This is a genomic window from Aquiluna sp. Uisw_065 (genome assembly GCF_047731275.1).
Taxonomy (GTDB): Bacteria; Actinomycetota; Actinomycetes; order Actinomycetales; family Microbacteriaceae; genus Aquiluna.
Map to the genome: position 1 here is coordinate 507,691 of NZ_CP159836.1, position 20,800 is coordinate 528,490.

Annotated in this window: 21 protein-coding genes; 18 read left to right on the forward strand and 3 right to left on the reverse strand. The window is 52.0% G+C overall.

The features are described 5' to 3' along the window. The first annotated feature begins 103 nt into the window (after positions 1–103). The 4 genes from ABXT50_RS02540 to ABXT50_RS02555 all read left to right on the forward strand — a co-directional run bounded on the left by ABXT50_RS02540 (position 104) and on the right by ABXT50_RS02555 (position 2,396). The gene (locus tag ABXT50_RS02540; RefSeq protein WP_415274604.1) at positions 104–685 is read left to right on the forward strand and encodes a CDP-alcohol phosphatidyltransferase family protein; all 582 of its coding nucleotides are present in this window, start codon (positions 104–106) and stop codon (positions 683–685) included. Positions 686–698: 13 nt separating this feature from the next. Next, entirely contained in the window at positions 699–1,118 is a 420-nt protein-coding gene (locus tag ABXT50_RS02545; RefSeq protein ID WP_415274605.1) for an FHA domain-containing protein, read from the forward strand. 2 nt (positions 1,119–1,120) lie between these two features. After that, the gene (locus ABXT50_RS02550) at positions 1,121–1,801 is read left to right on the forward strand and encodes a MerR family transcriptional regulator (protein WP_415274606.1); all 681 of its coding nucleotides are present in this window, start codon (positions 1,121–1,123) and stop codon (positions 1,799–1,801) included. 82 nt (positions 1,802–1,883) lie between these two features. Continuing rightward, a complete protein-coding gene (locus tag ABXT50_RS02555) occupies positions 1,884–2,396 on the forward strand; it encodes a MerR family transcriptional regulator (RefSeq protein WP_415274607.1) in 513 nt (170 codons plus the stop codon). Here the strand turns inward: ABXT50_RS02555 and ABXT50_RS02560 are convergent. Then, positions 2,393–3,322, reverse strand: a complete 930-nt coding sequence (locus ABXT50_RS02560) for a ParA family protein (protein ID WP_415274608.1) — start codon at positions 3,320–3,322, stop codon at positions 2,393–2,395. The genes ABXT50_RS02555 and ABXT50_RS02560 overlap by 4 nt on opposite strands. A 64-nt stretch (positions 3,323–3,386) precedes the next feature. On the opposite strand from ABXT50_RS02560, the gene ABXT50_RS02565 reads away from it, so the two are divergent. The 3 genes from ABXT50_RS02565 to ABXT50_RS02575 are packed head-to-tail and all read left to right on the forward strand — an operon-like array spanning position 3,387 to position 8,379. Beyond that, complete coding sequence (locus ABXT50_RS02565) at positions 3,387–6,788, forward strand: pyruvate carboxylase (RefSeq protein WP_415274609.1); 3,402 nt, start codon at positions 3,387–3,389, stop codon at positions 6,786–6,788. Between the two features lie 8 nt (positions 6,789–6,796). Then, entirely contained in the window at positions 6,797–7,888 is a 1,092-nt protein-coding gene (locus ABXT50_RS02570; RefSeq protein WP_415274610.1) for a MinD/ParA family ATP-binding protein, read from the forward strand. Further along, positions 7,885–8,379, forward strand: a complete 495-nt coding sequence (locus tag ABXT50_RS02575; protein WP_415274611.1) for a peptide deformylase — start codon at positions 7,885–7,887, stop codon at positions 8,377–8,379. Before ABXT50_RS02570 ends, ABXT50_RS02575 begins: the two co-directional genes overlap by 4 nt. Here the strand turns inward: ABXT50_RS02575 and ABXT50_RS02580 are convergent. Then, positions 8,369–10,168: an AMP-dependent synthetase/ligase gene (locus tag ABXT50_RS02580; RefSeq protein ID WP_415274612.1), complete on the reverse strand. Its 1,800-nt coding sequence runs from the start codon at positions 10,166–10,168 to the stop codon at positions 8,369–8,371. The genes ABXT50_RS02575 and ABXT50_RS02580 overlap by 11 nt on opposite strands. Positions 10,169–10,315: 147 nt before the next feature. Between ABXT50_RS02580 and ABXT50_RS02585 the strand changes: the two genes are divergently transcribed. The 4 genes from ABXT50_RS02585 to ABXT50_RS02600 are packed head-to-tail and all read left to right on the forward strand — an operon-like array spanning position 10,316 to position 13,666. Next, the gene (locus ABXT50_RS02585; protein WP_415274613.1) at positions 10,316–11,266 is read left to right on the forward strand and encodes an ROK family glucokinase; all 951 of its coding nucleotides are present in this window, start codon (positions 10,316–10,318) and stop codon (positions 11,264–11,266) included. A gap of 26 nt (positions 11,267–11,292) precedes the next feature. Then, on the forward strand, positions 11,293–11,979 hold the full coding sequence (locus ABXT50_RS02590; RefSeq protein WP_415274614.1) for a lysophospholipid acyltransferase family protein: 687 nt from the start codon (positions 11,293–11,295) through the stop codon (positions 11,977–11,979). 6 nt (positions 11,980–11,985) lie between these two features. Further along, positions 11,986–13,326: a class II 3-deoxy-7-phosphoheptulonate synthase gene (locus tag ABXT50_RS02595; RefSeq protein ID WP_415274615.1), complete on the forward strand. Its 1,341-nt coding sequence runs from the start codon at positions 11,986–11,988 to the stop codon at positions 13,324–13,326. Between the two features lies 1 nt (position 13,327). After that, the gene (locus ABXT50_RS02600) at positions 13,328–13,666 is read left to right on the forward strand and encodes an Rv2175c family DNA-binding protein (RefSeq protein ID WP_415274616.1); all 339 of its coding nucleotides are present in this window, start codon (positions 13,328–13,330) and stop codon (positions 13,664–13,666) included. A 4-nt stretch (positions 13,667–13,670) separates the two neighbouring features. Here the strand turns inward: ABXT50_RS02600 and ABXT50_RS02605 are convergent, their stop codons facing one another. Further along, positions 13,671–14,771, reverse strand: a complete 1,101-nt coding sequence (locus ABXT50_RS02605; protein ID WP_415274617.1) for a polyprenyl synthetase family protein — start codon at positions 14,769–14,771, stop codon at positions 13,671–13,673. Positions 14,772–14,828: 57 nt separating this feature from the next. Here ABXT50_RS02605 and ABXT50_RS02610 point away from each other — a divergent pair, with 57 nt between their 5' ends. The 7 genes from ABXT50_RS02610 to ABXT50_RS02640 all read left to right on the forward strand — a co-directional run bounded on the left by ABXT50_RS02610 (position 14,829) and on the right by ABXT50_RS02640 (position 20,713). Continuing rightward, positions 14,829–15,176: a DUF3040 domain-containing protein gene (locus ABXT50_RS02610; RefSeq protein WP_415274618.1), complete on the forward strand. Its 348-nt coding sequence runs from the start codon at positions 14,829–14,831 to the stop codon at positions 15,174–15,176. Between the two features lie 143 nt (positions 15,177–15,319). After that, positions 15,320–15,751 carry a division/cell wall cluster transcriptional repressor MraZ gene (gene mraZ / locus ABXT50_RS02615; RefSeq protein ID WP_415274619.1) on the forward strand — a complete coding sequence of 144 codons (432 nt, stop codon included), beginning with the start codon at positions 15,320–15,322 and terminating at the stop codon, positions 15,749–15,751. 166 nt (positions 15,752–15,917) lie between these two features. Next, the gene (gene rsmH / locus ABXT50_RS02620; protein ID WP_415274620.1) at positions 15,918–16,826 is read left to right on the forward strand and encodes a 16S rRNA (cytosine(1402)-N(4))-methyltransferase RsmH; all 909 of its coding nucleotides are present in this window, start codon (positions 15,918–15,920) and stop codon (positions 16,824–16,826) included. Next, a complete protein-coding gene (locus ABXT50_RS02625) occupies positions 16,826–17,344 on the forward strand; it encodes a hypothetical protein (RefSeq protein WP_415274621.1) in 519 nt (172 codons plus the stop codon). Before rsmH ends, ABXT50_RS02625 begins: the two co-directional genes overlap by 1 nt. Before the next feature lie 7 nt (positions 17,345–17,351). Next, positions 17,352–19,130 (forward strand): peptidoglycan D,D-transpeptidase FtsI family protein, encoded by a 1,779-nt coding sequence (locus ABXT50_RS02630; protein WP_415274622.1) that lies wholly within the window; start codon positions 17,352–17,354, stop codon positions 19,128–19,130. Beyond that, positions 19,117–20,550 carry a Mur ligase family protein gene (locus ABXT50_RS02635; protein WP_415274623.1) on the forward strand — a complete coding sequence of 478 codons (1,434 nt, stop codon included), beginning with the start codon at positions 19,117–19,119 and terminating at the stop codon, positions 20,548–20,550. The genes ABXT50_RS02630 and ABXT50_RS02635 overlap by 14 nt, the downstream gene beginning before the upstream one ends. Continuing rightward, entirely contained in the window at positions 20,543–20,713 is a 171-nt protein-coding gene (locus tag ABXT50_RS02640) for a hypothetical protein (RefSeq protein ID WP_415274624.1), read from the forward strand. The genes ABXT50_RS02635 and ABXT50_RS02640 overlap by 8 nt, the downstream gene beginning before the upstream one ends. Positions 20,714–20,800: the final 87 nt, after the last annotated feature.

Here is a 20,800-nt window from a genome sequence, read left to right on the forward strand (position 1 = left end):
TACCTTCTATCCTACCAAGGTCGCCTTGAGGTTTTGTGATGGTGATTGCGAGTGACGGGCGAGCGGAGCTAGCTGATTTATCTCAGACCTATAGAATTTGGGCATGGGCGTTATGCAGGAGCTAAGAAGCATTCCAAACATGCTGAGCGTCCTGCGGCTATTTATGGTTCCGGTGTTTTTGGTTTTACTTTTGAATGGGCAATTCATTGCAGCGCTGATCGTTTTGATGGTCGCCAGCGCCACAGACTGGCTCGATGGGCAAATAGCGAGGCGTTTTAATCAAGTAACAAGACTCGGTCAGCTGCTAGATCCAGCAGCCGACCGACTTTTTATCTTCGCCGCCTTGATTGGTTTGACTATTAATGGCAACATCCCGCTCTGGTTAGCTCTGATTGTCGTTTCCAGGGATCTGATGCTAGTAATTGTCTACCCGATTTTGGCAAGCCATGGCTACGGTCCGCTACCGGTGCACTTCTTGGGCAAAGCAGGGACTTTTGCTCTTTTATACGCTCTGCCGCTTTTATTGATGGTTGATGTCTGGCCGGAGGCCGACTTTATAGTTTTACCGCTTGCTTGGGGCTTCGCGTATTGGGGGGTGGCTCTCTACTGGCTTTCTGGCTTGCTGTATGTAAAGCAAGTTATAGAAGTCTTGTCATCCATCAAGTCAAAATCCCCTAAAGTATAAAAGGGAGGAAAAATTGTCTAAAGAAGCTTTTGGGAGTGATGACACAGCTCGTTTTTCTGACGACCTGATAGTCAAAAACATCCCCGCTCTTTCTGACGAAGAAGCAATCGCAGTAGCGGCTCTTCCCTCCAACTCGGCACTTCTTATTTCACACAGGGGACCAGGATCCGGATCAAGATTCCTGCTCGACCAAGATCTAACTATTGCCGGAAGACACCCAGAGGCCGACATTTTTCTAGATGACGTAACCGTTTCTAGAAAGCATGTTCAAATCTCCAGGAAGCGCCTGGCTTTTTCGCTTGAAGACTTGGGTTCCATGAACGGAACTTATGTCGACGGCAATCGAGTTGACACGATCGATTTGACCGACGGAGCCGAAGTGTTAATCGGTAAGTTTCGCTTGACTTTTTATTCTTCGAAGAAGGAGGGTTGAGCGTGGAAAACTCTCTATCGAGACTTCAAGATCACCGCAAGCTCTACACGATCGGCCAAGTGCTCTCTGTTCTTAAGCCGGATTTCGGCGATCTCAGCCCCTCTAAACTGCGATTCCTAGAAGATCAGGGCCTTGTTGCTCCGGAGCGAACCGATGCCGGGTATCGAAAATTTTCGGAACCACAGATTGAGCGCCTCAGGATTATTTTGACGCTTCAGCGCGATCAGTATCTTCCTCTCAAGGTCATCAGGGAGTACTTAGATGAACTGGATTCCGGAAGACAGCCATTGCTGCCGGCTGCAAGCCCAGCCTCGCTGCGAAAAGGACAACGTTTTTCGACCTCTCAATTGAAGCTTGAGACTGGGCTCTCGGATCTTGCCTTTAAAGAGGGTGCAGATCTAGGCCTATTTGGCGCGCAACCTCATTCTTCGCACGAAGTTGAGATTGCTTTTGCTTTGGTCGGCTTGGAGGAGTTTGGCATTCAACCGCGCCACTTACGCGGGTTGAAGTCCGCAGCAGAGCGCGAAATTGGAATCATCACAGGCGTGACCGAGCCGATTCTCCGTAAGAAAGCACCGGAGAGCGCGGCAAAGGCCGGGCATATCTCGAGGGAGATAGCAGAGCGATTTGGAGCTATCAGAATCCACCTGATAACCGAAGTCATCGAAGAGATAGAACGATAGTGCGACACGCCCGAGTCAGAAGAGAAACCCTAAACCTCAACTTGAAGGCAGACTTAGCAGTCTGTGCAAATTAGGAGTAGCGGTGGAATACGAATCTGGTGTGTTATTTACCGACGGCTTGCCAAACACTGATATTGGTTACCGAGGAGCTTCCGCTGCCGCTGCCGCTGGCATATCCTACCGTCAGCTTGATTACTGGGACAGAACCGGGCTTGCGGTTCCCGCGATACAGGGAGCGACCGGCTCCGGGTCACAGCGACTTTATTCATTTCGAGATATTTTGGTTTTGAAACTTGTCAAGCGACTGCTGGACACCGGTGTCTCACTTCAACAGATCAGAATCGCAGTTGAGCAGCTTTCCGCAGCTGGCATTTCGGACCTAACCAACACAACGCTCATGTCGGATGGGGCAAGAGTGTACTTGTGTACTTCTCAGGACGAAGTAATTGATCTTCTAGGTCAGGGCCAGGGAGTGTTTGGAATTGCAATAGGTAGGGTGCTGCGTGAAGTCGAAGCCACTCTGGTTAACTTTGCCGCTGAAGAGGCAGCCGTTCATGATGAGCTTGCGGCCCGAAGGGCTCGTAAAATCTCTTAGCGTTGAAACCAACGCTTCTTTTTTCTTGCCCGTCTTGATTCAGGCAGAACCGCAGTTTCAATCTCCGGTTGAGCAAGGTCCTTCAGCAAATTCGATTGACCACGCATGGTTCGGCCAACTATTCCGATTCGCGCCCGTTTTACTTCGGTAGTGTCAAAATCCGTCATTAGTCCAGCCAATAGGCGATCGAAGCCCTGGGCTACTTCCGCGGCGCCTTCCGCAGGCCAAGAATGGATTGGCCTGGCTGCTCCGGTCGACTGTTGAACGGCGGCGCGCTCTTCGAAATATGGTTGCAGTAATTGGTCCCCAAACATTTCGCGGAGTTCATTTATGCGGAACTCATGCTCATGTGAATTCTGCCTAAGGCGATTGACTACGAAACCGTAGAGGCTAAGCCTTGGGCTCAGCTTCGCGCTAATCTCCGCTATCGCCCGGCGCGCTCTGTCAGCTGCAATGACTGAATACAGTGCCGGCTCAGTAACTAAAATTACTCGATCGCTTGCTACCCAGGCGGTTCGAGTCAGAGCGTTGATGGATGGGGGAGTGTCGATGATAACCAGGTCATACTCATCTTCGATTAGGGCAAGAATTTCCTCAAGTTTCCAGACATCGGAAACAGTTGGAGCAGGATTGTCAAGCAAAAGTGACCTTGGGCTGCCAACCAGAACATCAAGCTTTGAACCTCTTGACCAAGGAGAGGAGACCACCGCTCTTCTCAAGACGGGGAGCTTAGGGCTCTGCAGCACTTCGGCTACGGAAGCGGTCATGTCCGCAGGGGCTGCTAGCCCGCTGGTTGCGTCGCACTGGGGGTCTAGGTCAATGACCAGAGTGTTGATCCCTTGATTGAGAGCTGCTGATGCCAGGCCAAGGGCTACCGTAGTTTTTCCTACGCCACCCTTGAGGGAACTCACGCTAAGTACATGCACTGTAATAGGCTACCTAGTTATTAGGCGTGTGCATGGCGCGCCACATCGGTTCAGTAAGGTTTTTATGTTTAAAAAGATTCTGGTAGCCAACCGAGGTGAAATCGCCGTACGAGCATTTCGTGCCGCTTACGAAATTGGCGCGAAGACCGTTGCTGTCTACCCTTACGAAGATCGGGGCTCTGTCCACCGACTGAAGGCTGACGAGGCATATGAGATAAAGGCAGATGGCTCACCTGTGAGGGCTTATCTTTCAGTCTCGGAAATGATACGGGTCGCCAAAGAGTCGGGCGCTGACGCCATTTACCCGGGCTATGGCTTCTTGAGCGAAAACGCCGAACTTGGAAGGCAAGCCAAACTGAATGGAATCGCATTTGTTGGCCCATCCCCAGAAGTCCTTGAGCTGGCTGGCGACAAGGTAAATGCCAAAGCTGCAGCAATCCGCGCCGGAGTGCCGGTTCTTGCTTCTACGGAATCGTCCGAGGATGTGGCGAAACTTATCGCTGAGGCCGGCGAGATTGGGTTCCCGCTATTTGTCAAGGCCGTTGCCGGCGGCGGTGGCCGAGGCATGCGCAAGGTAGACGCTGAGGCCGACCTTCCTGATGCCATCGGCGAAGCGATGCGTGAGGCTGGAAGTGCTTTTGGGGACGCTCACGTATTCCTCGAGCAAGCAGTAATTCGCCCGAGACACATCGAAGTGCAGATTTTGGCGGACAATCACGGCAACATAATCCATCTACACGAGCGAGACTGCTCGATTCAGCGACGCAATCAAAAAGTTATTGAGATAGCTCCGGCTCCTCACTTAGATGACGTGCTTCGACAGCAACTGTTCGCTGATGCGGTTAACTTCGCCAAGGAAATCGGCTACCAGAATGCCGGGACCGTTGAATTCCTTATCGAGACAGTGGGCCCAAACACGGGAAAGCACGTGTTCATTGAGATGAACCCCCGAATACAGGTTGAGCACACTGTTACCGAAGAAATCACCGATGTTGATCTCGTGCAGTCCCAGCTTCGAATTGCTGCTGGCGCGACTCTTGCGGACATGGGCCTTACTCAAGACAGCATTCGCCCCCATGGCTTTGCAGTGCAGTGCAGGATTACTACCGAAGATCCAGCTGCGGGCTTTAGGCCCGACACTGGAAAAATAACGACTTATCGTTCCCCGGGTGGTGCTGGTATTCGACTTGACGGCGGAACGGTGTCAACCGGAACCGAGGTTTCCCCTCACTTTGATTCGATGCTCGTGAAGCTAATCACTCGGGGTAGAGATTTTAGATCTGCGGTTGACCGTGGGAAGCGCGCGCTCGCCGAATTTAGAATTCGCGGCGTCGCCACCAACATTAATTTCTTGCAGGCAGTTTTGGATGACGAGACGTTTGCATCGGGTGAACTATCGACTCACTTTATCGACGAGCGTCCAGAGCTCATGAATGCGCGGGTTTCCAAAGACCGCGGCACCAAGGTGCTGCAGTGGCTCGCCGAGGTGACAGTTAATAAGCCCTATGGCGCCCGAGAAGGCCGCACGAATCCGCAACTAAAGTTACCGAAAATTGATTTGGGAACGCCAGCTCCCGATGGTTCCAAGCAGCGCTTGGTGGAGCTTGGGCCGGAGGGTTTTGCCAAGTGGATGAGGTCGCAGAGTCAAGTTCTGGTCACGGACACCACCTTCAGAGACGCTCACCAGTCGCTACTTGCAACCAGAGTTCGAGGTCGAGACCTTGTGGCCGCAGCGCCCTTCGTGGCAAGAATGACGCCGGAGCTTCTCTCGGTTGAAGCTTGGGGAGGCGCGACCTACGATGTAGCGCTCAGGTTCCTCGGGGAGAATCCTTGGTCAAGGCTTGCTCAACTGCGAGAAGAGCTTCCAAATTTGTGCATTCAAATGTTGCTTCGTGGTCGAAATACCGTCGGATATACTCCGTACCCGGTCGAGGTCACCGACGCCTTTGTTGAAGAGGCCGCTCATACCGGAGTGGATATTTTCAGAATTTTTGATGCCCTGAACGATGTATCGCAAATGGCGCCGGCAATTGCGGCGGTAAGGGATAAGACCAAGTCTCTAGCCGAGGTTGGCATGAGCTTTACCGGTAATTTCTTGGACCCAAAAGAAGAGCTTTACACTCTCGATTACTACTTGAAACTCGCAGATAGAATCGTCGATGCCGGCGCTCACGTACTTGCAATCAAGGACATGGCGGGCTTGCTAAGACCCCAAGCCGCACGCGTACTTGTAAGTACACTCAGAGAGCGATTTGACCTACCAGTTCACCTGCACACTCATGACACGGCAGGTGGTCAGCTGGCGACACTTTTGGCTGCAGTCGATGCAGGAGTAGACGCAGTCGATGTGGCAAGTGCGCCGATGGCCGGCACCACTAGTCAGCCATCGTTTAGCTCCCTGGTTGCCGCTCTGGAAAATACCGAGCGCGACACTGGAATCTCAATGAGCGCAGTGACCGATCTTGAGCCATATTGGGAGGCCGTCCGAAAGGTCTATTCGCCATTTGAGTCTGGACTACCAGGCCCGACCGGTCGTGTTTATTCGCATGAGATCCCCGGTGGTCAGCTTTCAAATCTCCGGCAACAGGCAATCGCCCTTGGTCTGGGTGACCGGTTCGAGCTGGTTGAAGACATGTATGCGGTTGCGAATCGAATCCTTGGTAGGCCTCCTAAGGTAACTCCGTCTTCGAAAGTTGTCGGCGACTTAGCGCTGCATCTCGTTGCGGTCGATGCCGACCCTGAAGATTTCGAAAATAACCCTCAAAACTATGACATCCCGGACTCCGTTATCGGTTTCATGGCGGGCGAATTAGGGGACCTGCCCGGCGGTTGGCCGGAACCGTTCCGGTCCAAGGTTCTGAAGGGTAAAAAACCTGACATTTCAGTGACTCCGGTTTCGACCGATGACTTAGCGGCTCTAAAATCCAGTGACCATAAGCTGATTCAGCGAACCCTGAATCAACTTCTGTTTCCCGGTCCAACCAAAGAGTTCGACCGTGTTCAGGCCGCTTACGGGGAGCTCGATAACCTCGAAACCCTTGACTACCTATACGGGCTAGAGCAAGACCAAGAGCATGTTGTGGAACTGCGAAAGGGGCTACAGCTATTCGTAGGCCTCGAGGCCATAGGAGAGGCTGACAGCAAGGGCTTCAGGACGGTGATGGCAAAACTCAACGGCCAGTTGCGGCCAATTTTGGCGCGAGACCACAGCATTACAGCGACAACTTCGTCTGCCGAAAAAGCAGATCCATCTATCAAGGGGCACGCGGCCGCGCCATTCACCGGGGTTGTGACTCCAAAGGTTGAAGTGGGTGATAGCGTTCAGGTCGGCGATCCAATTGCCGGTATCGAAGCCATGAAGATGGAAGCAAGCATTGCTGCCCCAATCTCTGGCAAAATAGTAAGACTTGGCATTACTGGTCCCACGCCTGTTGAAGGCGGCGACCTAATAGCCGTAATTGAATAGGAGTTGTTTTGGAAAAGAACCCAGAACGCGATTATGCCTCAGGAGAAAGCGCTGACTTCAGCGACTTGGAGCTAGACCCGGAGACTGGTCAATTAAACCAAGTTTCTGCAGATGCAGTGTCGATTCCCATTGACGTAGCTCCAGAGGTTGAGGACTTGTTTGCCGAGCCCGAGCCAGCTAGCTTGCTGACCGCGGATCGACTATTGCAAGACAAGGCAAAGCCGAACTTTATTCCGGAGACCTTTTTCAGGCGCGGCCTTTATCGAATCAGCTTCGGCCTAATAAACCTCGGCGACAACGCGATGGTGAGGGCCAGAAGAGCCCTCGATGCAAGAATCAGGGCTGATCTTGCTGGCGAGACCAAATTTGTCCCAGTTCTTACCCGAAAGGGCGGAGTTGGAAAAACCACAATGACTGCCCTAATCGGCATGGCAATGGCGCGAGCTCGAGAAGACCGGATACTTGCAATCGACGCAAACCCGGATCGCGGAACGCTCTCGGAACGTGTGCAAAAGGGTACCGATCGCACGGTTAGGGACGTCGTTAATCGAGCTGGCGGTATTTCGAGTTTTAGCGTCTTCAGCGATTTTGTCTCACGCGATAAATCTCGCTTGGACGTGCTTTCCTCGGACGCCGACCCCATGATTTCCGAAGCTTTCAATGAGGGCGACTACAACGTGGTGGCTGACATTGCTGCACGGTACTACAGCGTCTGCCTCACCGACTGTGGTACTGGAATTGTTCATAGTGTCATGCGTGCGGTTTTGATGCGAGCCAACGGAATAGTAATTGTTTCTGGTGGATCAATTGACGAGGCGAAGCTTGCCTCCGAGACTCTTACCTGGTTGGACTCGAATGGTTACAGCGAGCTTGTACGCAACAGCGTGGTAGCACTAAACACGGCGACTTTTGGGACAGAGCTTGTGAAGCTTGACGAAATCGAATCGCACTTTCAATCACGGGTTCGTGCCGTAGTCAGAATTCCTTACGACCCTCAGCTAGCCGCAGGAGCTTTTATCGACTTCGATCAGTTGCACCCAGCCACAAGGCAGGCTGCCAGAGACCTAGCGGCCTTGGTGGTTGATGGGTTAGCTGCTTGAGCGTCCGGGAAATAAGGCTTTTTGGCGACCCGATCCTGAAAACGCCATCAGCTGAAATCCGCGATCTCGCATCGGCTTCGGGCCTGATACAGGACCTTATCGACACCACGTCTCTGTCCGGCAGGGCGGGAGTGGCAGCAACGCAGATCGGGGTGGGACTAAGTGCGTTCGCCTATAACGTCGAGGGTGAAATCGGCTACCTAATAAACCCAAAAATTACCGAACTCTCGGGTGACTTGGTTCCAATGGAGGAGGGCTGTCTTTCAGTCCCGGGCCTTTGGCATCAGGCCATGCGCCACACGGTAGCTAGGGCCACGGGGTTTCAGTTGGACGGATCGAGAATTGAAATTTCAGGTGAGGGCTTGATGGCTCAAGCCCTCCAGCACGAAATCGATCACCTCTCGGGAATTCTTTATCTTGAACGCTTAGAAAAGCAGGAGCGAAAACTGGCTTTTAAGGCCCTGCGAGAGCAAGCTTGGTTTACGCGCTAGCGTAAATCCTCTCCACCTGTAGGTCGAAATCCGCCATCACCTTGGAGCGCTTAATCTTCAGCGACGGGGTCAAGTGACCAGATGCCTCGGTTAGCTCAACATCCAGGATTTCAAAAGAGCGCACCTGCTCAGCTTTCGAGAACAACTTGTTGACCTCGTCAACAGTTTTCTGAATCTCGGCGATTATGGTCGGGTGCTTCGTTGCCTCAGCGAGTGTCAGCTTCTTCTCGATGCCGTTGTTTTGAGCCCAAACCATCACCATGTCTGGGTCCAGCGATATAAGCGCTGAAATAAATGGCTTTGAGTCACCGATCACGACTACCTGCCCGACAAGTGGGTGAGCGCGAAGTGGATCTTCAATCGGAGCCGGGGCAACATTCTTGCCTCCTGCGGTGACGAGCATCTCCTTTTTGCGCCCAGTGATGGTTAGGAAGCCGTCCTCGTCCAGCTCACCAAGGTCGCCTGTTTTGAACCAATCTTCGACAAATGCCTCCCTGGTTGCAGCTTCGTTGCGCCAGTAGCCGCGCATGCAGTTGATACCGCGTAGCCATATTTCTCCGTCTTCGGCAATCTTGATTCCAGTGCCAGGTAGAGCGCGACCGACTTTGCCAATTTTTTGCCAGACGACGCGTCCGATAACGGCGGCCGCGGCCGTTTCGGTGAGCCCGTAGCCTTCTAGAACGATTAGTCCTACGCCGCGATAAAAGTGCCCAAGCCTTGCTCCGAGCGGAGCACCGCCTGAAATCGCGTATTTCACGTCGCCACCCATTGCGGCACGTACCTTGCTGAAGACAAGTCGGTCAAAAAGCTTGTGCTTGATCTTTAGCCCAAAAGAAGGTCCTGACTTGCTGTCCAGTGCCTTCGAGTAATCGATTGCGACCTCGGCAGCAGATCGGAAGATCTTGCCTTTGCCACCGGTTTCCGCCTTTAGTTCTGCGGCGTTATAAATTTTCTCGAAAACCCTTGGCACCGCCAGGATGAAGGTCGGCTTGAAAATTGGAAGAACTTTAGCGACTTGCAGTGAGTCACTCAAGTGACCTACTCGGATTCCAGAGTGAAGACATAGAACCGAAACATATCTCGCCAAAATGTGAGCAAGCGGCAGGAAGATAAGTGAGGATTGTTTGATATTGGCAATCTCTGGGATTTCCGCAGCAGCATTCTTAGCGTGATCTACAAAGCTCTTGTGAGTCAACTCACAGCCCTTTGGGTTTCCAGTGGTGCCAGATGTGTAAACGATGGTCGCTAAGTCGTTCAGGTTTGCGTGCGAGCGAGCTTTTTCCAGCAGATCGTCACCAATCTTTTCACCGTCTTGGTGAAGTCCGGAAAAGTCTTTTGAGTCAATTCGCCAAACGTGCTTGACTTTTTGAGCGTTCGACTTGACCTTATTGAAGCGCTCTAAGTGCTCGTCGTCCTCTATGAACAAAGCAATTGCATCCGAGTCGGTCAGTATCCATTCGATTTGGCTTGCCGCCGAGCTTTCGTAAATCGGCACGCCAATTGCGCCGGCGAACCAAATAGCAAAATCAATCATTGTCCACTCATACCGAGTGCGAGACATTATGGCCACAGCGTCGCCCGGTTTAATTCCCTGAGCGATAAGGCCCTTGGCGAGTGATCTGACTTCGTCCAAGAATTCTTGGGAAGTCACATTTCTCCAAGTACCGTCCTGGTTCTGGCGGCTAAAAAGTGCATGAGATGGGTTTATCGCAACTCTTTCAAGGAGAAGGTCGCTCGCGTTCAGGCTTGGATCTGTGTTCACCTTTATTGGCACATCGTAAAACTTCATTGTCTCTCCTGTGTCGATTTACCCATACTTTAACTTGTTTTGAAGTGGATTTCCATTGGGACTGGAAAATCAATAAATTTCTTTGTCGCTTTTTCTGATGGTTCGCCCCCTAAAATTTAGCTCTTACTCAACCAAGGAGTTAACAGCTTGCTCAGCATCGGCATAGACATCGGCGGCACCAAGATTTTGGGAGCAATTGTCGATGACAACGGCAAGGTTATAACCGAAAAAAGAGTCCTATCGCCGGCCAAGGATCCAGATCTAATGGTGGATGAGGTGGCAAGTCTGATCCAGGAGCTTTTTGTGCAGGTTGGCTCAGAGCAAGTGCCCGTTGGTGTCGCAGCTGCAGGGTTCATTGATGCCGACCAATCTAATGTCCTATACGCGCCAAACTTGAGCTGGAGAGATGAGCCGCTTCGAGAGCGTTTAGAGGAAAAGATTCAGCGGAGCCTTGTTATCGAGAATGACGCAAACGCCGCCGGTTGGGCAGAGTATCGTTTCGGAGCGGGTATGGGCTCAAAGGACATGGTCATGCTCACGCTGGGCACGGGGGTCGGTGGTGCGGTTATCTCTGATGGTGCCCTTCGAAGAGGGGGCTTCGGCATTGCCGGAGAGCTCGGACACATCAGGGTTGTCAGGAACGGCAAGCAATGCGGCTGCGGGAGAACCGGCTGTGTTGAGCAGTATGCCTCGGGAACCGCGCTGCTAGAGACTGCTCGAATTTTGAGCTCTAGCGGCGATCCAGCTGGGAAAATGCTTGCATCGTTGCAGGCAGACCACAAGGAACTAACGGGGGAGCATGTTCGACAGGCGCTTGTTGCCAAGGACCCAGGGACACTGTCACTCCTCCGTGATGTCGGAACCTTCCTCGGTGAAGCAATGGGAAGCATTACTGCCGCTCTTGACCCTCAGGTTTATGTAATAGGTGGCGGCCTTTCCGAGGCTGGAGAATTACTACTCGAGCCGATCAGAGAAAGCTTCCTTCGAGAATTACCGGCAGAGGGCTTTCGACCGGTGGCAAAAATTCTGGCGGCATCCTTCTCAAATCAGGCTGGAGTAATTGGTGCCGCTGATTTAGCGCGCGACTCACTTCAGTAAGCTGTCAGGCAACGACTGGAGAATTCATGACCTATTTTTTTCTAAAGAATTTTGTTTTGGGTCCGGTTCTTAGGCTGCTGTTCCGACCGTGGTCTAGAGGGACCGAGCACATTCCAAAGAACGGCGGTGCAATTTTGGCATCCAACCATTTATCTTTTGTCGACTCCATTTTTCTGCCGCTTAAGCTAAGGCGCCCGGTTACCTTTCTGGCTAAGAGCGAGTACTTCAACGGTAAGGGCCTCAGAGGGGCTCTCATAAAGTGGTTTTTCATTTCCACGGGTCAGATCCCTATAGATAGGTCTGGGGGCAAGGCTTCGGAGGATTCATTGAATACCGGTCTCGGAGTTTTAGAACGGGGTTTGCTACTGGGTATTTATCCAGAAGGAACAAGGTCCCCCAACTCGGACATGCATCGAGGTAGAACTGGCATAGCCAGGATGGCCTTAGAGGCTGGGGTTCCAGTGATACCGGTTGCCATGATTGACACCGACAAGGTTCAGCCGCTGGGGGCTAAGTATCCAAAAATACATCGAGTGGGAGTGGTGATTGGGGAGCCGTTAGACTTCTCTAGGTTTGCCGGTATGGAGGGTGAGCGAGCGGTCTTGAGATCAGTGACAGACCAAATCGTTTACAACATCCACCGACTTTCGAATCAAAAGTATGAAGACGTGTACGCCTCGACGGTCAAAAGCAGACTTGCAAGAGCAGAATAGGAAATCGTGAACGAGTTCGGATTAGACAACTACCTCAATCTTGAGGCGAAGCAACAACCAACCTGGGACAGCCAAGAGACTCTTGAAAAGGTGAAAGAAGAGCTTTCTGTGAAGCCACCGTTGGTGTTTGCCGGCGAAGTTGACTCGTTACGCGATCGAATTGCTGCTGCTAGCCGAGGCGAGGCCTTTGTTCTACAGGGTGGCGATTGTGCCGAGACCTTCGCGGATGCAACCGCAGATCGAATTCGAAGTCGTATAAAAACAGTCCTGCAGATGGCAGTCGTCCTAATGTATGGCTCATCGCTACCGGTGGTAAAAATGGGTCGTATGGCCGGTCAGTTTGCCAAGCCGAGGTCCGCCGATAACGAAACTCGTGGAGACGTAACTTTGCCCGCCTACCGCGGCGATGCGGTAAACGGATACGAATTCACTCCTGAGTCAAGAAAAAATGACCCCAATAGATTAATGCAGGCTTACAACACGTCTGCAAGCACTCTCAATTTGATCAGAGCGTTCACCACCGGCGGCTTCGCCGACCTTCGCGAAGTTCACTCATGGAATAAGGGCTTCACGGACAACCCGGCGAATAAGCGCTACGAAAGCATCGCTCAGGACATCGACCGAGCGATGAGGTTCATGGACGCCTGCGGCATCGACGCAAATGAGCTTAAGTCGACCGAGTTTTTCGTGTCCCACGAGGGCTTGTTATTCGACTACGAGCGCCCACTGACCAGACTAGATTCCAGAACTGGAACGCCATACGTCACAAGCGGTCACTTTATTTGGGTGGGGGAGCGAACAAGGCAACTTGATGGCGCCCACATTGACTACCTGTCGAAGGTTAGGAACCCACTGGGTGTAAAGCTTGGACCCTCGACTAGCAAGCAAGATGTTCTTGATTTGATCGACAAGTTGGATCCCGAGCGCGAGCCAGGCCGGTTGACTTTTATTAGCAGAATGGGAGCTGGAAAAATTCGCGATGAGCTTCCGAAGCTTATTGAAGCTGCACAAGAGTCCGAATCGACACCGCTTTGGATCACTGACCCGATGCATGGTAACGGCATGACAACTGCAAATGGTTACAAGTCCCGAAGGTTTGATGACATCATGGACGAGGTTGCAGGCTTCTTCGAGGTTCACCGAGGTCTAGGAACTCACCCGGGCGGGCTTCATGTTGAACTAACCGGCGACGATGTTGCAGAATGTCTTGGCGGGTCAGATTTGATCGACGAAAGCACCCTGGCGGAACGCTACGAGTCAGTGTGCGACCCGCGGCTAAACCACATGCAGTCTCTTGAGCTTGCCTTTTTGGTGGCGGAGCAGCTGGTAGAAACGGCAAGGGCGTAAATTGATAACCGATAAAGTGTCGAGCTGGCTAACCATTGATCAGGCTGCTGATCTTCTTGAGACCTCGCCTGGAAGAGTTCGCAGGCTGATAGACGAACATTTCTTGTTCACCTATCGAATTGACAAAGTACCTATGATTCCGGCCGATCTAATTATAGACCGCGAGCCGTTGAGTAGCATTCACGGGACTCTAATTTTACTGAACGATTTGGGTCTGTCTCGAGACGAGTCAATCGTTTGGCTTTATGAGTTGAACTCTGAGCTGGGTACAGAGCCGATAACCGCATTGCTTGCGGGGCACAAAGCCCCCGTGCGTAGAGCTGCCCAAGGGCTCGGCTAGACAACTACTTAGCTCGATTTATTACCTGATCTGCCAATTTCGCGAGTGCATTTCTGCCCCTGTCACTAATTTCTAGGGCAGCCAAAGACTCAATCGATCTGGTGGAGTGTTCGGCAATTAGTCGTTCGGTCTTCTCTAAAGCCTTAGAGTCTGCGATCGTATTTCTCATAAATTCGAGCTGCTCATCATTAATCTCTCCCGAAATAAGCAACTCCTCGAATATTCGGGCAACAGATTTAGGAAGAGTCTCTAGTGTGAGCGCAATCAGAACGGTGCGCTTGCCCTCTCTAAGGTCGTCTCCCGCGGGCTTTCCCGTTACTTGAGGGTCACCAAACACTCCGAGGACGTCGTCTCTTAGCTGAAAAGCTAGCCCGAGCGGAATGCCGAACTCGCTGAGTGCGTTGAGTGACCCATCTTCCGCACCGGCAAGGGCTGCACCAATGAGCAGGGGTGCCTCTAGGCTATATTTCGCAGTTTTGTAGAGCATTATCCTGTTGGCTCGGGCAACCGCCGCACCATCGGTCCTCGTCGGTGCGGCATTTTCCTCCAACACGTCTAGATACTGACCGGCCATCACCTCAAAGCGCATTTTGCCGAATTCGTGTCTGCAGTTTGCTTCGGATTTTTCGTTCGGAGCATGAAGTAGTGCTTCGCCAAAAATCTCTGAACTCCATGCCAGCATCAGATCGCCCACCAGAACTGAACCGGCCAAACCAAAGCGCTCTGGGGACCCAACGTAGTTGTGCTGCTTGTGGAGGCTCTCAAAACGCTTATGGATCGACGGCGCACCTCGACGAGTGTCAGATTGATCAAGCAAGTCATCGTGAACAAGAGCAGCGGCGTGGAACATTTCTAGGGCTGCTGCCACTCCGACAATTGGGGACTCGGGGCCCAACTCAGCTCCATTTGTTTCAGAGCCCAAGGTTGAGGCGAATGACCAGTAGCAGAAAAGGGCTCTGAATCTTTTGCCCCCGGAAAGTAGAGACTGAGTAAAATCGATAAGGGGTATCAAGTCCTCGGAGATGCCAGAAAACTCGTCGCGTTTTTGATCGCAAAACAGGTCGAGTTTGTTCTGAACGAGTTCTAACAGGAAATCTTGAGCCACGCGGAATAGCTTAGCGTCTGAAAGTTGTTTACAATTAGTAAGGAACGGAGTCAACTAATGGCCTTATCAGAGCGAGAGCAAAAGCTCCTCGAAGAGATGGAACGTAATCTCATAGAGGAAGACGCTGGCTTTGCCAACCGAGTTCGCGACGTAGGTTCGTCGAACAAGGACGGTAAGAAGCTTGTTGTCGGAGTAATCACGATGCTTCTGGGAGTGGTTCTGCTTATTTTGGCCGTTTCGCTTCAGGTGGCATTTTTCGGGGTGGTCGCATTCATGGTCATGGTCATTGGACTCGTGGTTGCAACCAGCAATTTCCGCATACCTGGATTGGGCAAGTCCGCAAAATCTCCAGGGGGCTCTTCATTCTTTGAGGATCGCTGGAACCAGAGATTCAACAACGATTAATCGTTCTTTTCTAAAACCCCGCTAAGGCGGGGTTTTTTTTATTTAAATTATTTTGTAAAAAAATCAAAAAGGGCTTGCCAAAATGCAGCTAGTGGAGCAAAGTGGAGTAAAGTGGGGCATAACACGATGCGGAGGGAGTGTTCATGCTGTTAGGGACGCACACTCCAAAGCTGGACGAAAAGGGCCGGCTAATCCTTCCTGCCAAATTCCGAAGTGAATTGGACGAAGGCGTAGTAATAACAAAAGGCCAAGAACACTGCCTCTATATTTTTTCGGCGAAAGAATTTCAGGAAGTCCACGAAAAGATTCGTCAAGCCCCAGTCACATCCGAAGAAGCCCGCCGTTACCTGCGTGTTTTTCTGTCGGGAGCCACCGACGAGTCGCCTGACAAGCAGGGCAGAGTACTTCTTCCACAACTACTTAGAGACTATGCGTCACTCACCAAGGAACTTGTAATCATCGGCGTTGGGTCCAGAGCTGAAATCTGGGACTCGCAGGCGTGGCATTCCTACCTCGAGAACAATGAGGAGTCTTTTGCTCAGCAGGCGAAGGAGGTGATTCCGGGACTGTTCTAATTTCCTGCACTTTGTTCCTTGGCCGTACCGGCTTACTTCCCCTAAGTCGGGCCTACGAAAACCAAGCTCGTAGACGGACAAGGATCAAGGTGTAGGAAATGATTCCCCATAAAAGATGAATCATTCAACCTCAGATCTTCACCGCCCAGTAATGCTCCAACGTTGCATGGAGCTTCTAAGACCAGGAATCACCGGAAACTCAGCCGTTGTAATTGACTGCACTCTCGGTCTTGGTGGTCACACCGAAGCGCTTCTGAAAGAGCACGACAACCTGACCGTGATCGGTATTGACAGGGATCCAGCAGCACTGAAGCTGGCGACTGCGCGTTTGGAGCCCTTTGGTACTCGGTTTATCTCCGCTGCCGCTACCTACGACGAGATCGGCGAGGTGCTAGCTGAGCTTGAACTGACCACAGTCCAGGGTATTTTGATGGACTTGGGAGTTAGTTCAATGCAGCTCGACGAAGCTGACCGCGGCTTTTCGTATGCGCAGGATGCGCCCTTGGACATGAGAATGAACCAAAACCTGGGTAAAACGGCCGCGGATCTGCTTGCGGGGCTCGGCGAAAAGGAACTCACTAAAATTTTCCGAGACTACGGCGAGGAGCGATTTGCTCCACTGATTGCCAAGCGGGTCGTTACCGAACGAGAAGTCTCAGACATTCTTACAAGCGCTGACCTAAACAAAATCGTCGCCGCAGTAGTTCCAATGGCGCCAGGTCGGGCAACTGGTCATCCAGCGAAGCGGATTTATCAAGCACTTCGAATCGCTGTAAATAGCGAGCTTTCTGGTCTCGAGTCGGCATTGCCGCAGGCCATTGATGCCCTCGCAGTTGGGGCAAGGCTGGTCGTCATGTCCTACCACTCGCTTGAAGACGGCATTACAAAGCGCGCCATGCAGCAAGCGGCGGTCTCTTCGACGCCAATCGGAATGCCGATGCAGCTCCCCGGGACCTCTCCAGCCCTCAAGGTCATCACTCGCGGTGTAGAACGAGCAACAGAACTAGAACTGTCGCAAAACCCAAGGGCTGCTTCCGCGAGACTGCGGGCCGCCCAAAAACTGGAGGTCTTTTAGTGAGCGTTTATATGGTTTCAGAAAGCGATGCCAAAAAGCTAAAGCCGAGTTTGACGGCCGGGCTTATTTTTGTACTTGGAATTGTCGCGGTTCTCATCGGTCAAATTTCTCTCAATATGGTGCTTACTCAAGACGCTTACCAACTTCGGTCTCTCACGCTTGAAAAACGAAACTTAGCTACTGATGTACAGATTATTCAGGAGGAAGTCTCATCGCTGTCTTCGCCGCAGAACCTGGCTGACGCCGCCAATATGCTGGGCATGGTTGCCAACCCGGCATCGGTGATGATCGATATTTACAACGACAAAATATTCGGCGAGCCGGCACCGGCTCGCGCCGAAGGCTCGGCTGTTGCAAGTGCAAATCTCGTTGCTAATTCGGCATTAGGAACAGTTTCCGAGTTTTCTATGGCTACCGTCGCAGACGGAGAGGTTGAGGTGAGTGTTGAAACCGCGAATTTGGCCAGTTCTGGCCTAGTTTGGAAATCTGGGTTAATACCGGCGTCACCAACCAGATAGGGCCAACATGGGAACTCACGCTTCGTTGAGCCGCCGCCTAGGCGCCTTTGCAGTGCTTCTGTTCTTGATGGTTGCGGTACTTGGGTTTCGCCTAGTCGATTTTCAAGTGGTAAGGGCGGCTGAGATTCAAGAACAATCTCTCGAGACCAGAAAAATTACCCAAACCATCTCTTCACTACGTGGCGACATCCTTGATTCTTCTGGTCAGGTGCTGGCTAAAACTGTGTTTCGATACGACGTGAATGTTGCCCCGAAACGTGTTGGTCCGGTATTTCAGACCATAGATGGAGTCAGAACCGAGCGTTCGGTCGATGAAATCGCAATGGACCTGTCTCAACTGCTCGGTGTCGACTATGGGGAGCTTGTCCTGAAGCTAGACGGCGATTCTGAATATGCAAATCTTGCCAAGACTGTGAATGCTGAAATTTACAACGCCATTCGGGATATGAGAGTCCCATGGGTCTTTTTTGACCAATTCGAAGATCGCCTTTACCCAATGGGTGCGGTAGCGGGGAATATTCTTGGGTTTGTCGGTAGTGATGGTACGCCGTTGGCGGGTCTAGAGCGCCAATACAACACCTGCCTTGCTGGTATCGACGGCCAGGAAACCTTCGAGCGGAGCGCCGAAGGGGTTCCCATTCCTTCTTCAAACCGGACTGCTCAGCCGACCGAAAACGGCGGAGCCCTTAATTTAACAATTGATGCGAATCTTCAATTCTTCGCTCAGCAGGTTTTGGCCGACACGGTTAATAAACTATCGGCAGAGTGGGCGTCTGCCATCGTGCTGGATGTTGAGTCAGGAAAAATACTTGCAGCAGCGGAAGCACCAACTGTCGACCCCAATGATCCTGCTGCTGTAAAGAGTTCCGACCGTGGATCAAGAATCTTTCAGGCGGCTTTTGAGCCTGGAAGCATAATGAAGGCACTCAGCGCCGCGATGGTTTTGGATTCCGGAACTGCAGATGAATACGACACTGTGAATGCGCCAGACCGGATGCAGTTGGATTTCGATAATGAGTACATCAAGGACAGCTTCTCCCACGAGGACTTCACACTAAGCCTCGCGGGCGTGCTTCGCTACTCCTCGAATACCGGAATGACCAATTTTGCAAGTCAGATAGACAGAGAAGTTAGACATGACTACCTGCAAAAATTTGGCTTCGGAACTGTTAGTCCTCTCATGTTTGAGGGCGAGAGTTCCGGGATCCTGCATCCTGCATCCGAGTGGGACGAAATGACTAACTTAGTGACCACATTCGGCCAGGGGATTTCGGTCACCAGCTTGCAGATGGCATATGCCTATCAAGCAATTGCAAACGGAGGACTGAGGCTTGACCCACTCTTGGTTGAAAGCTGCCTAAACGAAGACGGAACTGTCGCCTACAAACCCACTCAACAAGCCACCAGGGTTGTTTCTACTGCAAGTGCGAACCTAGATCTTGAGCTAATGGAAAAGGTAGTCGAGTTTGGTGGAGTTGGTAAGACGGCAGCGATACCGGGCTATCGAGTTGCGGGCAAGACTGGCACGGCACAGCTGAAAGATGGCTCCGGCTACGGCGAAGAGTACGCAATCTCCTTCTACGGGATTGCGCCCGCGGAGGACCCCAAATTTGTAGTCGGTATTACCATCTATAAACCAGAAGGCGTTTCAAACTCCGCTCAGGCAACCCCGCCCTTTAAGGCGATAATGCAGCAGGCTCTAAAGCACTACCGCATACCTCCTTCGACTACTGAATCCAGAAGTGTCCCATCTAATAAATACGGTGAAGTAGATGAGAACGACTAGTGAAATAGCGGAGGCGTTTAGCTTAGGGATGCTCGTCTCCGATCAAGCCGACGTCACTTCGGTTGCTATCAGCTCTCTTGATGTTGTGCCAGGGTCGCTGTTCATAGCGGTGCAGGGAGAAAAGTCGCACGGCATCGATTTTCTATCCGCAGCGATAGCCGCGGGTGCCTCGGCGGTCCTGAGTGACCGAGAGGTTCGAGCGGATGTTCCAGTTCTACTTCATCCGGATCCGAGGTCGATTGCGGGTGCCATATCGGCCTTCGTTATGGGCACGATGAATCTGGGCCTTCAGATCTTCGGAGTGACTGGCACAAATGGTAAAACCTCAACGGTTTTTTATCTTCACCAGCTGCTTCTTCAAATGGGGGTGAAAGCAGGGCTCTCGTCTTCTGCGTTTACCCAAATTGACAATCGCAGAGCCGACAGTGCCTTGACCACGCCGGAGGCACCTCGCCTTCACCGTTTACTTTCGGAGATGGCTGATTCGGGGGCGCAGGCTGCGGTTGTGGAGGTCTCGGCTCAGGCTTTGGTTAGACATAGGGTTGACGGCTTAGTTTTTGACGTGACGGGCTTTACTAACCTCACCAGGGACCACCTCGATGAGTTTGGCTCAATGGAGAATTATTTATCCGCCAAAGCCGCGCTATTCACGCAAAAGTTCTCAAGACGCTCGGTGATAAACGTAGAGGACCGCTTCGGTGAGCAAATGCTCGAGCTTGCTCGCGCTCAATCACCGGAACAATCGGTTAGCATCGGCCACGATAAGGATTACAGCTTTGAGCAAACCCCCACCGGTATCAAAATAACGGGCAAACAAGAGCTGTTCTTGGCTCGGAACCCTGGTCCGCTTATGTCCAAGAACCTTGCGCTCGCAGCAATAATGCTCCTAGAGGGAGGATACGGACCTAAAGCAATTGCTGCGGCGGCACTTGCGATGGAAACTGTCGTGCCGGGTCGTCTCGACTTGGTGAGTGACTCTGAACCTCACATCTACATCGACTACGCTCACACACCTCAGGCGGTCGAATTGGCCGCAAAGGAATTAGGCGACAAATATCCCCAACTGTTAGTTGTGCTTGGAGCATCTGGTGACAGAGACGCTGGAAAGCGAATCGAAATGGGCAGAGCTGCCGCCAAATTTGCAAGCCACATCGTCGTAACTGACCAGCACCCAAGAGGCGAAGATCCGGCGTCAATCAGAGCGGCGCTCATGAACGGCATTTTGGAAACGCGTCCCGAGAGCTTCATTTCCGAGATCGACGACCCAGCTCTGGCAGTCTCAACGGCCGTTGATCTTGTCGGTGTCGGCGGGGCAATACTTTGGTGCGGTCCGGGTCACTTAAAGTATCGCGAGGTAATGGGGAAGAAGCTTCCCTTTGACGCCCACCTTGAAGCAAGAAAGGCACTGAACCTTGATTGAACTGACCCTTGCCGAAGTGGCGTTGGCGGTGAATGGCCAAATTTATCGCGGGGAGCCATCGGCAATTGTTTCCGGGCTCTCAAGTACGGATTCCAGGGAAATTTTATCGGGGATATTTTCTTTGCCAAGCTTGGAGCGAACGACAACGGTCATCGCTTTTTAGCCGAGGTTTCTTCAAAGGGTGCCGCACTTGCGGTTGTTTCTGAGCCTTCTGATTCAGTAAAGATTAATCAAATAGTTGTTGAGGACA

What these genes read in the sequence shown, in the direction of transcription:
- ABXT50_RS02540 (WP_415274604.1), top strand. Translation starts at nt 104, where the DNA reads ATGGGCGTTATGCAGGAGCTAAGAAGCATTCCAAACATGCTGAGCGTC.
- ABXT50_RS02565 (WP_415274609.1), top strand. Translation starts at nt 3,387, where the DNA reads ATGTTTAAAAAGATTCTGGTAGCCAACCGAGGTGAAATCGCCGTACGA.
- ABXT50_RS02580 (WP_415274612.1), bottom strand. Translation starts at nt 10,168, where the DNA reads ATGAAGTTTTACGATGTGCCAATAAAGGTGAACACAGATCCAAGCCTG.
- ABXT50_RS02590 (WP_415274614.1), top strand. Translation starts at nt 11,293, where the DNA reads ATGACCTATTTTTTTCTAAAGAATTTTGTTTTGGGTCCGGTTCTTAGG.
- ABXT50_RS02610 (WP_415274618.1), top strand. Translation starts at nt 14,829, where the DNA reads ATGGCCTTATCAGAGCGAGAGCAAAAGCTCCTCGAAGAGATGGAACGT.
- mraZ (WP_415274619.1), top strand. Translation starts at nt 15,320, where the DNA reads ATGCTGTTAGGGACGCACACTCCAAAGCTGGACGAAAAGGGCCGGCTA.
- rsmH (WP_415274620.1), top strand. Translation starts at nt 15,918, where the DNA reads ATGGAGCTTCTAAGACCAGGAATCACCGGAAACTCAGCCGTTGTAATT.
- ABXT50_RS02630 (WP_415274622.1), top strand. Translation starts at nt 17,352, where the DNA reads ATGGGAACTCACGCTTCGTTGAGCCGCCGCCTAGGCGCCTTTGCAGTG.
- ABXT50_RS02635 (WP_415274623.1), top strand. Translation starts at nt 19,117, where the DNA reads ATGAGAACGACTAGTGAAATAGCGGAGGCGTTTAGCTTAGGGATGCTC.